Origin of the sequence: Cytobacillus oceanisediminis 2691, from assembly GCF_000294775.2 — a bacterium.
Taxonomy (GTDB): Bacteria; Bacillota; Bacilli; order Bacillales; family Cytobacillaceae; genus Cytobacillus; species Cytobacillus pseudoceanisediminis.
The window spans coordinates 3,750,609-3,762,698 of record NZ_CP015506.1 but is presented as its reverse complement, the minus strand read 5'-3'; the positions used below and the strand labels follow the sequence as shown (position 1 = coordinate 3,762,698).

Annotated in this window: 12 protein-coding genes; 11 read left to right on the top strand and 1 reads right to left on the bottom strand. The window is 41.2% G+C overall.

Annotated elements, in window-relative coordinates:
* The first annotated feature begins 344 nt into the window (after positions 1–344).
* The 11 genes from ilvD to A361_RS18855 all read left to right on the top strand — a co-directional run bounded on the left by ilvD (position 345) and on the right by A361_RS18855 (position 11,703).
* The gene (ilvD, locus tag A361_RS18905; protein ID WP_033196461.1) at positions 345–2,015 is read left to right on the top strand and encodes a dihydroxy-acid dehydratase; all 1,671 of its coding nucleotides are present in this window, start codon (positions 345–347) and stop codon (positions 2,013–2,015) included.
* Positions 2,016–2,222: 207 nt separating this feature from the next.
* Entirely contained in the window at positions 2,223–2,657 is a 435-nt protein-coding gene (locus A361_RS18900) for a BrxA/BrxB family bacilliredoxin (protein ID WP_009332636.1), read from the top strand.
* Positions 2,658–2,736: 79 nt separating this feature from the next.
* Positions 2,737–3,510 carry a class I SAM-dependent methyltransferase gene (locus tag A361_RS18895; RefSeq protein ID WP_009332635.1) on the top strand — a complete coding sequence of 258 codons (774 nt, stop codon included), beginning with the start codon at positions 2,737–2,739 and terminating at the stop codon, positions 3,508–3,510.
* 317 nt (positions 3,511–3,827) lie between these two features.
* On the top strand, positions 3,828–5,006 hold the full coding sequence (locus A361_RS18890; protein WP_019379727.1) for an LL-diaminopimelate aminotransferase: 1,179 nt from the start codon (positions 3,828–3,830) through the stop codon (positions 5,004–5,006).
* 21 nt (positions 5,007–5,027) lie between these two features.
* Positions 5,028–5,615, top strand: a complete 588-nt coding sequence (locus A361_RS18885; protein WP_019379726.1) for a YpjP family protein — start codon at positions 5,028–5,030, stop codon at positions 5,613–5,615.
* A gap of 109 nt (positions 5,616–5,724) precedes the next feature.
* Positions 5,725–6,306: a TerD family protein gene (locus A361_RS18880; RefSeq protein WP_009332632.1), complete on the top strand. Its 582-nt coding sequence runs from the start codon at positions 5,725–5,727 to the stop codon at positions 6,304–6,306.
* Positions 6,307–6,387: 81 nt separating this feature from the next.
* Positions 6,388–7,161 carry a TerC family protein gene (locus A361_RS18875; RefSeq protein ID WP_019379725.1) on the top strand — a complete coding sequence of 258 codons (774 nt, stop codon included), beginning with the start codon at positions 6,388–6,390 and terminating at the stop codon, positions 7,159–7,161.
* 125 nt (positions 7,162–7,286) lie between these two features.
* Complete coding sequence (locus A361_RS18870) at positions 7,287–8,498, top strand: HpcH/HpaI aldolase/citrate lyase family protein (protein ID WP_019379724.1); 1,212 nt, start codon at positions 7,287–7,289, stop codon at positions 8,496–8,498.
* Positions 8,428–9,801: a phosphoribosyltransferase family protein gene (locus A361_RS18865; RefSeq protein WP_236887912.1), complete on the top strand. Its 1,374-nt coding sequence runs from the start codon at positions 8,428–8,430 to the stop codon at positions 9,799–9,801. The genes A361_RS18870 and A361_RS18865 overlap by 71 nt, the downstream gene beginning before the upstream one ends.
* Positions 9,794–10,900 carry a cysteine protease StiP family protein gene (locus A361_RS18860; protein WP_019379722.1) on the top strand — a complete coding sequence of 369 codons (1,107 nt, stop codon included), beginning with the start codon at positions 9,794–9,796 and terminating at the stop codon, positions 10,898–10,900. Before A361_RS18865 ends, A361_RS18860 begins: the two co-directional genes overlap by 8 nt.
* A complete protein-coding gene (locus A361_RS18855; protein WP_019379721.1) occupies positions 10,900–11,703 on the top strand; it encodes an HAD family hydrolase in 804 nt (267 codons plus the stop codon). The genes A361_RS18860 and A361_RS18855 overlap by 1 nt, the downstream gene beginning before the upstream one ends.
* On the opposite strand, the gene A361_RS18850 is transcribed toward A361_RS18855, so the two are convergent.
* Positions 11,700–11,948, bottom strand: a complete 249-nt coding sequence (locus A361_RS18850; protein ID WP_019379720.1) for a hypothetical protein — start codon at positions 11,946–11,948, stop codon at positions 11,700–11,702. The genes A361_RS18855 and A361_RS18850 overlap by 4 nt on opposite strands.
* Between the last annotated feature and the right edge of the window lie 142 nt (positions 11,949–12,090).

Genomic DNA, 12,090 nt, shown 5'->3' with positions numbered 1-12,090 from the left:
TCTGGAGCGGTTTTTTTGTTGGGCATATAAGGAATTGTTCCCGGCGTCTTAGGAAAGACGGCAGCAGTAATAAGGTAACGACTGAAGCAAAATTGTGTGCCCGGCTTTTTATAGAATGTCCCGTCCTCAATTATTGAATTCCATAACTCACACACACTGCAGTTTCACCCATTTAAAGCGAAAAATTATAATAAATTTGTAAAAATTATTGAAATTATCCGAAAAAGGGTCTATATTGGAAAGAAAATATTTGGGAGCAGGAGGCTTATCATATTATTCCCATAGAATAAGAGATTATGAATCTAGGGTAAACGGAGGTATTACATACTATGACTGGCTCACAGATGAGAAGTGATATGATCAAAAAAGGCACAGACCGGGCTCCGCACCGCAGCTTGCTGCGTGCTGCCGGGGTAAAGGAAGAGGATTTCGGAAAACCATTTATTGCTGTGTGCAATTCCTATATTGATATCGTACCTGGACATGTGCATTTGCAGGAATTCGGTAAAATTGTTAAAGAAGCAATCCGTGAAGCAGGAGGAGTTCCATTTGAATTTAATACCATCGGAGTAGATGATGGAATTGCCATGGGCCATATTGGCATGCGCTATTCTCTGCCAAGCCGCGAAATCATTGCAGACTCACTTGAAACAGTTGTTTCTGCACACTGGTTTGACGGAATGGTCTGTATCCCGAACTGCGATAAAATTACGCCTGGAATGATGATGGGGGCCTTAAGGGTTAATATTCCAACCGTTTTTGTCAGCGGAGGCCCGATGAAAGCTGGCGTTGATTCAAGCGGAAAACCTTTATCTTTAAGCTCTGTCTTTGAGGGTGTAGGTGCCTTTGAATCTGGACAAATCGATGAAAAAAGGCTTCAGGAAATCGAGCAGGTTGCCTGTCCGACTTGCGGATCATGTTCCGGAATGTTCACTGCAAATTCCATGAACTGTCTGGCAGAAGGGCTGGGTCTTGCACTTCCTGGCAATGGGACGATTCTGGCAGTATCAGAAGAGAGAAAAGAGTTTGTTAAACGTTCAGCCAAGCAGCTGATGGAATTAATAAAAAAAGACATCAAGCCGCGCGATATCGTTACAATTGATGCGATTGACAATGCATTTGCCCTGGATATGGCAATGGGCGGGTCAACCAATACAGTTCTTCACACATTGGCACTTGCTCACGAAGCCGAATTTGAATATCCGATTGAACGAATTAATCAGATTGCCAACCGGGTTCCGCATTTAGCGAAGATTGCTCCTGCTTCAGATTATCATATTGAAGATGTTCATAATGCGGGTGGAGTCAGTGCGATCATCAATGAATTGCTTAAAAAGCCGGACGCCCTGAATGGAGATTGTCTGACGGTTACCGGAAAGACGCTAAGGGAGAATGTTGCAGGCAGTGAAATTCTGGATAAAAACGTAATCCGTACCCTGGAGAATCCGCATTCTGAACGCGGAGGGCTGGCAGTTCTGTTTGGAAATCTTGCTCCTGAAGGATCAATTATAAAAGTCGGTGCTGTTGATGAATCAGTAGGCGGATACCATAGAGGACCAGCCATCTGCTTTGATTCGCAGGAAGAGGCATTATCCGGAATCATTACCGGCAAAGTGCAGGAAGGCCATGTTGTAGTCATTCGATATGAGGGTCCTAAAGGAGGGCCTGGAATGCCGGAGATGCTTGCACCTACTTCCCAGATTGTTGGCCGGGGACTTGGGGCAAAAGTCGGCCTGATTACAGATGGCCGTTTCTCAGGGGCTTCCAGGGGGATCAGCATTGGGCACATTTCTCCTGAGGCTGCTGAAGGCGGGCCTATTGCATTCGTGGAAAATGGAGATATCATTGAATTGGATTTGAATAACCGTACAATCAACCTGGAAATCTCCGATGAAGAATTTGAAGAACGCAAAGCCAATTGGCAAGGCTTCGAGCCAAAGGTCAAAAAAGGGTATCTTGCCCGTTATTCGAAACTTGTAACCAATGCCAGCACAGGCGGCGTTATGAAAATTTAATAATGTTAAGAAAGCCGGTCATTTATGACTGGCTTTCTTGCTGATAAGAGTTTTTGGCCGATATGTATGTGATTTAAGACGATAGAACACCGTAATAGGACGATAAAAAGGATTACAAAGTAATACCCGGCATAGAAAAATTGCATAAAGATCATACGTTATAGTATGCTTACTTTACAAACTGCAGCTTAAGGAGGAGGCAATTTTATGTCTATGGCATATGAAGAATATATGAAACAAATGGTAAAGCCGATGCGTGAGGAGCTTGTACAGGCTGGTTTTAAAGAACTGACGGCTTCAGAGGATGTAGAGCAGTTTATGGAAGGTCTTGAAGGAACAGCTCTTGTTGTTGTCAATTCAGTTTGCGGCTGTGCTGCTGGACTGGCTCGGCCGGCAGCTACACAGGCCGTTTTACGCAGTGAAAAGAAACCTGATCATTTAGTGACGGTGTTTGCAGGACAGGATAAAGAGGCAACAGCTAAAATGCGCGAGTACTTTGATGGATATGAGCCTTCATCTCCTTCTATGGCTGTTTTAAAAGGGAAGGAAGTTGTGCACTTCATTCACCGCCATGATATTGAAGACCATTCCATGGAAGCGATCATGGAAAATCTTCTTGCGGCTTTTGAGGCGAATTGCTGAGAATATAAAGATTAAACAAAACGGGGTGTCTGCTGGCACCCTTTTTTTATAGCAAAATTAAGAAATTCAGGTGAACACAATGATTATTACAACTGCCGGACGCACCAATGAAGCAATGAAAGAAAAAGCAAAAAAAATTGCCGAACAATTGGGTGCAGAATATATCAGCAGGAATAAAAGGTCTGTAGGAATGATCCAAAAACAAGTTCCTGAAGACTGCATAGTAGTTGGAAAAGAACGTTTGGAGCTTTTTCCGATAGGTGAAAGCCAGCCATTTTTCTTTCATCCCAGTTCAGCGATGTTCAGAGTAAAGCGTCTCCTAAAAGGAGAGGGTGATCCTTTTCTTCAGGCTGCGGGGCTTAAAGAAGGCAGCAGTATTCTAGATTGTACCCTTGGACTGGCCTCGGACAGCATAACAGCCAGTTATGCAGCAGGGAGTAAAGGCAAAGTTACAGGGCTGGAAGGAAATAAATATCTTTCCTTCCTGGTGGCGAATGGCCTTAGACAATGGGACTCCGGGCTTGATAGTATGAATCAGGCAATGAGAAGAATAAAGGTGGAGTCGTCAATGGCCCTTCCTTATTTGAAAAAATTGCCCCCGGACAGTTATGACGTTGTATATTTTGATCCCATGTTTGAAGAAAAAATCCTTGAGTCAGAGGGGATTAAAGCACTGAGGAACTTTGCTGTTTATGAGGACCTGTCAGAGGAAGTTATTTTTCATGCAAAAAGAGCAGCCAGACAGAGAGTGGTTCTGAAGGATCACTTTAGAAGTTCAAGGTTTGACCGATATGGCTTCAAAGTAATTGAAAGAAAGTCATCGAAATTTCATTTTGGGGTAATTGAAAAATAAGAAAAAGTGCCTGAATACCAGGCACCTTCTTATTTAATCTGCGATGGCCAGATAAACAAAGTAAGCCATCAGCAAAAGGCTTGCAATAACAAAGAATACAGACCAATCCATTTGAATTTCCCCCTTTTTATTCTCCTCGGCTTGAAGAAAACGATTTGTTCTTATTATTCCCGCTTTGCTGATTTATAATCCGGCAAATATATTTTTCACTATATATCTATTGTTCTTTTTAACGATACATGAAATCAATTTAAATTTGATTCGAAAAGAAGTATAATAGAAAAATAGAATTGAGATACATAGCGAGGAAGGATACTATGGAATTTCCTATTTCAAAAAGAATGGCTTCTTTTCCGGAAAGTGTGTTTGCTGAATTGTCCCAAATTAAGAATTCGAAACTTTCAGACGGATTTCCGGTGATTGATTTGAGCATTGGCAGCCCTGATTTGCCCCCTCCCGCTTTTGTTATGGAGGAGTTAGCAAGAGGAACCCGGGAACCAGAATCATATGGGTACTCGTTAACAGGTACAAATGAATTTCATACTGCAGTCTGCAGCTATTATAAACGAAATTTTGAAGTGAATCTTGAATCTTCAGAGGTGCTGCTTTTAATGGGTTCCCAGGACGGGCTGGTTCATTTGCCGATGGTTCTATGCAACCCTGGAGAGTATATCCTAGTCCCGGACCCGGGATATACTGCTTATGCTGCAGGTGCAGCATTGGCCGGGGCAAAGATGTACGGCATGCCCTTAAAAAAGGACAGTAGCTTCCTGCCGGATTTTGATGAAATCCCTGATGAAATACTCGCAAACACGAAATTAATGATTCTGAATTTCCCCGGCAATCCCGTTCCTGCAATGGCGACAGAAGAGTTTTTTCTTCAGGTGATCCATCTGGCAAAGAAGTACGGCTTTGCTGTATTGCATGATTTTGCGTATTCAGAACTTTATTATGAGAAGAGACCTCTAAGTTTTTTGTCTGTTACAGGGGCAATAGATGTAGGGATTGAAATGAATTCACTATCAAAAAGCTTTAATATGACAGGATGCAGGGTGGCATATGCTGCCGGTAATCAGCAGCTTATTGCGCTGCTGGCCAACTTCAAATCCAATTTGGATTATGGAGTATTCTTGCCGGTGCAGTCAGCTGCAGTGAAAGCATTGAATGATCAGTCCTCTTTTTTGAAGGACTTGAGAGAAACATATAGAAAAAGAAGAGATGTATTATTAAAAGAGCTGAAAAACATCGGGTGGGATATCAGCAAGCCGGAGGGGTCAATGTTTTTGTGGGCTGAGGTTCCAAATGGATACAGCTCCTCCCGGGATTTTGCGGTTGACTTGATTAACCGCTCCGGCGTAGTCGTAACCCCTGGAAGTGCCTTTGGCCAATGGGGTGAGGGATATGTTCGGATTGCACTTGTTCAGCCCGAAGATGTATTAAAGCAAGCTGCCGCAAATATTGAAAAAAGCGGCATATTTAAGAAAATCATTGCTTAGCAGAAAGGAAGGCGAAAAAACATGCCGAATTGGCTGAGAAAATCCTTTGTTGTACTTGTTACCATTTTAACATTTGGCCTCGTCACACCTTCTCAGGCTTTTCTATATGAAAATACCAGCCAGTTAAAAGCCTCTAGAGCTTCTGATGTGGAAAACTCGGAAAACAGTGCAGAACTTGCTGAAGAGGAAGATACTAATTTTGATAAGGATGACTTTATCAGGCAAATGCTTATAGAAGCTGAGGCACAATCATATGAGAAGTTTGGCGCAAAGATAGGCCCTGTTATTGAAGATGAGTTTAACGAGGTGATACTTCCAAATATTGAGAAAGCCATCCACGAGGTGGCGGTGCAGTTTCCCGAAGAAAGCCTTGCTAACTTAAAGGTTACAGAAACTCCGGGGGGCGGATTGTCGGAAAAAATCTTCCATATCACCAATAGCAAGGCGAATGAAGATGTCATTCGCTTCCATGTAAGAAGGGACCATCCTCCTCAGCAGGGATACTGGTTTAATTTTCACTATCATACACACCATGATAATTTTCAGGCCCATCATGAACTTGGATCAATTTACTGGAATAAAAACACTCCGCCGAAATGGATGACTTAAAGATTGAAATAAATCCTGGAATATGAAAAAATATTTTTATGGATTATGAAACTTTTCATGATTTATAGCGTAAATACATTTATTCTACATAATGGAGGTTTGAGTTGAAATGGCAGTAAGCTTATCAAAAGGACAAAAAGTTGACTTAACAAAAACAAACCCGGGTATGACTAAGGTAATAGTCGGACTTGGGTGGGACACGAATAAATACGATGGCGGAACTGACTTCGATTTGGATTCTTCTGTATTCCTCCTCGGAGACACTGGGAAGGTAACTTCTGAAAGCGACTTTGTTTTTTATAACAATACAACTGGTGCTAATGGTTCCGTTGTACATACTGGAGATAACCGTACAGGAGAAGGGGCTGGAGATGACGAGCAGGTGAAAATTGACCTTGCTAATGTGCCTGCAAACATCCAGCGTATTACGTTCACAATCACAATTCATGACGGAGAAGCACGCAATCAGAACTTTGGACAGGTATCAAATTCCTATGTAAGAATCCTTAATGAAGATACAGGCGAAGAATTGATCCGCTATGACCTGGGGGAAGATTTCTCTATTGAAACTGCACTTGTAGTTGGAGAACTATACAGACATAACGGAGAATGGAAATTCAGTGCGATTGGAAGCGGATATCAGGGCGGACTGGCTGCACTGGCAAAAGATTTTGGTTTACAGGTTGGATAAATAAGAGGTATATTTGCTTAATAAGGCTCGGCATTGCCGGGTCTTTTATACGGACAAATACTTGGGGGGAATAATACAAGAATGGAAGTTTTAGAGGCAATTCTGAATACTTATGCCAAGTTTTTTCACTGGGACATGTGGGTGGAGGCTTTATCAAAACCGGAAAGCTGGGCACTGATAGGTACACTAATAATTTTAGAAGGTTTGTTATCTGCAGATAATGCATTAGTACTTGCTGTAATGGTAAAACATTTACCAGAAAAACAGCGTAAGAAAGCACTTTTTTACGGACTGCTAGGTGCTTACTTCTTCAGGTTCCTTGCAATTGGAATCGGGGTATACTTAATAGAATTCTGGTATATTAAGGCATTGGGTGCAGCATATTTAGCATGGCTTGCAATCAAGTATTTTATTGATAAGCGGAAAGCCGAGCAAGACGGTGATGAAGAGGCCATTGAAGGGATTAATCAGCGAGGTTTATTAATTCGTCTTTTTGGCACTTTCTGGGGAACCGTCATTGCGGTGGAATTGATGGATATCGCCTTCTCCATAGATAGTATATTAGCTGCGCTTGGAGTAAGTGAAGAAATCTGGGTGCTGTTAATTGGAGGCATGCTTGGTATTATCATGATGCGTGGAGTAGCGGGAGTATTCTTAAAGCTGATTGACAGGGTGCCAGAATTGGAAACAAGCTCATATATTCTAATCCTTCTAATTTCTGCTAAGATGCTTGCCAGTGCGGCAGGTATTCATATTGACCATATTTATTTCTTTATTGTGTTGGTCATCGTGTTTGCACTTACTTTTGTAGTTCATGCAAGGAATGCAAAAAAGGAAGCTGCAGATCAGGGCTGAACTTAAATATCTAATTGCTCAACGTTTAAAAGGGAACAGACACTTGTCCGCTCCCTTTTATTTTTATCTTTTTTGGACGAAAAAGGAAGAAAGTAGTATTTATGTGAAGGAATGGAGCTGCAAAAATGAGACTATTTTCCGATCTTCCGGATGAAAAAATAAATCAGGTGTTTTACAAAAAGCCGGGCCATTTTAACAAGAGGTCAGGCAGGGATCTTTTAGCATATGCACTTGGAGCAACTTTGTATATGCCGGCTACAAGGCCTAATATTCATCAGGATCTGCTCTCAAAAAAGCATGCAGGCCTTACATCCATGGTCATATGCCTTGAAGATGCAATTGGTGATGATGAAGTGGAACAGGCAGAAGACCTGCTGTCTTTGGAATTGGAAAATTTGAGCTCGGACCTTGACAAGGGGCTTTGTGAAGAAGAAGATCTCCCTTTGCTCTTCGTGCGTATCAGAAGCTATGAACAGCTTATTAGACTCAAAAACAGAATCCCCAATGGCATGCATCTTCTCACTGGTTTTGTTCTGCCAAAGTTCTCTCCGGCTGAAGGATGCAAAATTTTAGCTGAAATTAAAAAGCTTAATTCTTATGGTTATTGTTTATATGCCATGCCGATTCTGGAAACTAAAGAAATCATTCAAAAAGAAACAAGGCTTGATGAATTAATCGGCATTAAGAAGGTTTTGGACCAGCATTCTGAACTGATTTTGAATGTGCGGATTGGTGCCACTGATTTTAGCGGGCTATATGGAATTCGCAGAAACTCAGATACTACTGTATATGATATTGCTGTTATCAGAGATTGTATCTCAGATATCATTAATATATTTTTGCGTTCCGATCAGCCATATGTCATCTCAGGCCCGGTATGGGAATACTTCTCCTCAAAGGAGCGTCTTCTGAAGCCTCAAATCAGGCAGACTCCATTCAGGGAACGTCTTGGGCAGGATGGGCTCAAAATGAGGACGGACTTGATTGACCGGCATATGGACGGATTAATTAGAGAAATTGCGATGGATATATCAAATGGCTTAACTGGAAAAACCATTATCCATCCAACCCATATCAGGCCCGTACAGGCATTGAATACTGTCACCCTTGAAGAGTATTTGGATGCACAGAGCATCGCCGGTCAGGCCGGCGGAAAAATAGGGGTTATGAAAAGCGATTACCAAAACAAAATGAATGAAATTAAACCCCATTTATATTGGGCTAAAAAAATATTATTAAAATCAGAAGTATACGGGGTGCTGCAGGATGAGATCACATACATTGACCTACTCAAAAACGAAATATTCAATTCAGATACTCAACTCATTAACCGTTGATATTCAGATAACCGATAACCCTTATGAGCTTGCGCCTGAAGATTTGTTTGTCATGGCCGCAAGAATAAATAAAAAAAGATCCTTTTTATTTGTCAGCAAAGTACTCGGAAAACATATTCCGATTAATCCGCAAATCGGACTCCTGACAGGGGAACTGCTTGCAAGCCGTTATATGGAAAAGGTAAAGAACGTAGACACAGGAAAGGCCGCTGAGCTTCTATCTGCTTTTAAAAACGGCTCAGGCGTCATAAACAGCAGCCCTTTTATTCATGAAGAACATAACCCTGTCATTATCGGTTTTGCCGAAACAGCAACGGCACTTGGGCATGCTTTCTTTCAATCATTTAAACGTGCCGATTACTTTCACACAACAAGAGAGCAGCTGATTGATAGGAATTCTGTCATAACATTTGAAGAAGAACATTCCCATGCTACTTCCCACAGGTGTTACACAAATGAAAGCCTTTTGGATAATAAGAGAGAGATCATTCTTGTTGATGATGAAATGACAACAGGAAAAACAGCTATTAATATCATCCGATCCATTCATGAACGCTTTCCCAGAAAGATTTATACAGTCGTCTCCATTCTGGATTGGCGTTCCCTAAAAAACCAGATTCTGTTTGATGATCTTGAAAAAGAATTGGGCATTATTATTCACAGTGTGTCTCTTCTAAAAGGGGAGATCGACGTTAAGGGTTCCCCTGAAGTGCATGAAAGTCAGTCATCGGATGAACTGAAAGGAAATGATGGGCTAATTTCCTATATTCATATAAATAATGAATTCCCTGAACTATTAAGCCCGGTGAATGAGCCTTCTGCTGCTCTAAGCGGTGAAGTCAAAACTATTCCTTATTTAAAAGATTCTGGCCGTTTCGGGCTGGATGCAAAACGCCAAGCCAGATTAAGTGTGTCATTAGCTGAGATCGGCCAATACCTATCAGGTAAACGGGATGGCAGGAATACGCTATGTCTTGGAACAGGGGAGTTTATGTATATCCCTATGAAACTTGCCTCATTAATGGGGGAAGGCGTAAAATTCCACTCAACAACACGCAGTCCCATTTTTGTAAGAAATGTTAATGAATATGGAGCCAAATACGGCATTTCCTTTCAAAACCCTGAAAACCCTGAAATGGCACAATTTGTTTATAACATTCCAGAGGACTATTATGAAGAACTATTCCTGTTTTTCGAAAGAGAGCCGGAAAAAGATTCACTTATGCCTTTTATCAATCAATTAAAGAAATATATAAAGAATATAAAAATAGTTTGCTTTAATGGGGGTGAAAGAAATGAATAGAATTGCCGATAAATTTGGTTCATATAGTAAAGATGACGTTGTATTTTTACTGAAGGATTTAAGCAGATATTCACTTGAAGGATCCATTGAGCAAAGGGAAAAAAACATTCAGTCCGGTCAGCATTATAGTGAAACACTTCCTATTGAATACCAGCCTCCTGAAAATTACCTTTCCCTGTTTTGGGAAACACTTGATGAATACAAACGAAAAACAGCATTGTCCACAGGAGTGGTTTCTGAACAAATTTGGAAGAAAAAAGGAGAAAATGCGGTTTTAGTTTCCCTGGCCAGAGCAGGGACGCCTGTCGGTATTCTAATAAAACGGTATCTTTATGAAGTATATGGAGTAAGATTGCCGCATTACAGCATTTCCATTATCAGGGACCGGGGGATCGACGAAAATGCGATAAAGCATATCTTAAACTCACATCCTGGCTGCAATATTCAGTTTGTGGATGGATGGACAGGCAAAGGGGCTATTTCTGTTGAATTAACCAAGGCCTGCAGACAATTCCATGAACATTATGGTGTTCTTCTCGATGACACTTTGGCTGTTCTTGCAGATCCAGGATTTTGCACAACACTTTATGGAACAAGGGAGGACTTTCTGATTCCAAGTGCCTGCCTCAATTCTACTGTTTCAGGATTGGTCAGCAGAACAGTATTAAATGAATCCTTAATTGGGCCGGAAGATTACCATGGCGCCAAATACTATAGGGAGCTGGAGGAAGCAGATGTTTCAAACCATTATCTCTCAGCGATTACAGAAGAGTTCTCGGCTATTAAACAGGAAGCAGCTGAACTTGCGGCCAAGATTATGGAAAACCCTGGGGAAGCATGTTTTAAAGGAATGAAAGAAGTTCAGAGAATACAAGAGGAATTTAAAATTGAATCTATTAACTTTGTAAAGCCGGGAGTCGGAGAAACCACCAGGGTTCTTCTGAGAAGGCTTCCATGGAAAATTCTGATGAGAGACCCTAAAAGCCCATATGTTCGCCATATTGTGATGCTTGCCCGGGAGAGGAATGTCGAGATTATTCATTATCCTGATATGAGCTACACATGCTGTGGATTAATTAAAAAGACGGGAGAAGAATAATGAGGATGTTTGCTTCAGACCTGGACAGGACATTGATCTACTCAAATAAAGCACTAGCTGATTTTGGTCAGACAGGAGAAAAAAATTTAATTGGGGTTGAGCGTAAAGATGGCAGGGAAGTGGCCTTTATGACGAACGAGGGGCTCTTGATGCTGAAAAGGGTATCCGCTCAAATGCTCTTTGTGCCTGTTACAACGAGAACTTACGAACAATATAAGCGCATTTTTATTTTTCAGGATGACCAACTTAATATTCCGTACACTGTCACATCGAATGGCGCAAATATCCATTATCATGGAAAGCCTCTTGAGGAGTGGTCCGGCATAGTACGAAAGCGTCTAAAGGCAGAGTGTGCATTGCTTGAGGAAATGATGGACAGATCACAATCTCTGGAACTGAACGGAAAAATAAAAACCGCTGAAAATCTTTTCTTTTACTATATTCTGAATGAACATATTACAACAGCAGCCAAAGAGGAAATAGTAAGGCTGACTGAGTCTTATGGGTGGAGAATATCCCTTCAGGGGAGAAAACTGTATTTTATGCCGAATCCAATCTGTAAAGGCGAGGCAGTAAAATTTATTAAGAATCGGGAAGAAATAAAAATTGTTTTCGGAGCAGGTGATTCAGTTCTGGACCATGATTTCTTAAAGTTCTGCGATTTCCCATACGTCCCAAACCATGGTGAGCTGGCAGCTAATCCAGCCCTCTCACATCCTTACTTGATTTCTAATAATATAGGGGCGGCAGCCGGGGAAGAAATTCTTAATGATGTTTTAAATAATATTAAAGAAAGAGTTTAGTCCGGCTGGTCCCTCAGCCATTTTTTTAAAGCGATAAATAAACAGATGCAAGACGTATAGCATCCTGTAAAGATTAAGCTGCTGATGGCAATAGACTGGTAACTAACAAAAGTGAAGACTGCAAGAATTAATGACAAGAAAAAGATGTCTGTGAAAACAAAAGAACTGGAACATAAAATATTCCTGATCATATCCAGATCATGATCAATCCCCTGATATCTCACTCTTCGAAAAAGCAGCCTCATACTGATTCACCTTCCTTTCACAGAGTACTCCAATTTATGCGGGGACAGGAATAATGGTGAAAAAGTTCATTTGAGGTTATTCAGCTATGAAAATACGGCTGAAATGAAACTTTCTTCCTGTTAAATCGTAAAGAAAGTTAAC

Coding starts and splice junctions, on each gene's coding strand:
- ilvD (WP_033196461.1), top strand. CDS start 345: ATGAGAAGTGATATGATCAAAAAAGGCACAGACCGGGCTCCGCACCGC.
- A361_RS18900 (WP_009332636.1), top strand. CDS start 2,223: ATGTCTATGGCATATGAAGAATATATGAAACAAATGGTAAAGCCGATG.
- A361_RS18895 (WP_009332635.1), top strand. CDS start 2,737: ATGATTATTACAACTGCCGGACGCACCAATGAAGCAATGAAAGAAAAA.
- A361_RS18890 (WP_019379727.1), top strand. CDS start 3,828: ATGGAATTTCCTATTTCAAAAAGAATGGCTTCTTTTCCGGAAAGTGTG.
- A361_RS18885 (WP_019379726.1), top strand. CDS start 5,028: ATGCCGAATTGGCTGAGAAAATCCTTTGTTGTACTTGTTACCATTTTA.
- A361_RS18880 (WP_009332632.1), top strand. CDS start 5,725: ATGGCAGTAAGCTTATCAAAAGGACAAAAAGTTGACTTAACAAAAACA.
- A361_RS18875 (WP_019379725.1), top strand. CDS start 6,388: ATGGAAGTTTTAGAGGCAATTCTGAATACTTATGCCAAGTTTTTTCAC.
- A361_RS18870 (WP_019379724.1), top strand. CDS start 7,287: ATGAGACTATTTTCCGATCTTCCGGATGAAAAAATAAATCAGGTGTTT.
- A361_RS18865 (WP_236887912.1), top strand. CDS start 8,428: ATGAGATCACATACATTGACCTACTCAAAAACGAAATATTCAATTCAG.
- A361_RS18860 (WP_019379722.1), top strand. CDS start 9,794: ATGAATAGAATTGCCGATAAATTTGGTTCATATAGTAAAGATGACGTT.
- A361_RS18855 (WP_019379721.1), top strand. CDS start 10,900: ATGAGGATGTTTGCTTCAGACCTGGACAGGACATTGATCTACTCAAAT.
- A361_RS18850 (WP_019379720.1), bottom strand. CDS start 11,948: ATGAGGCTGCTTTTTCGAAGAGTGAGATATCAGGGGATTGATCATGAT.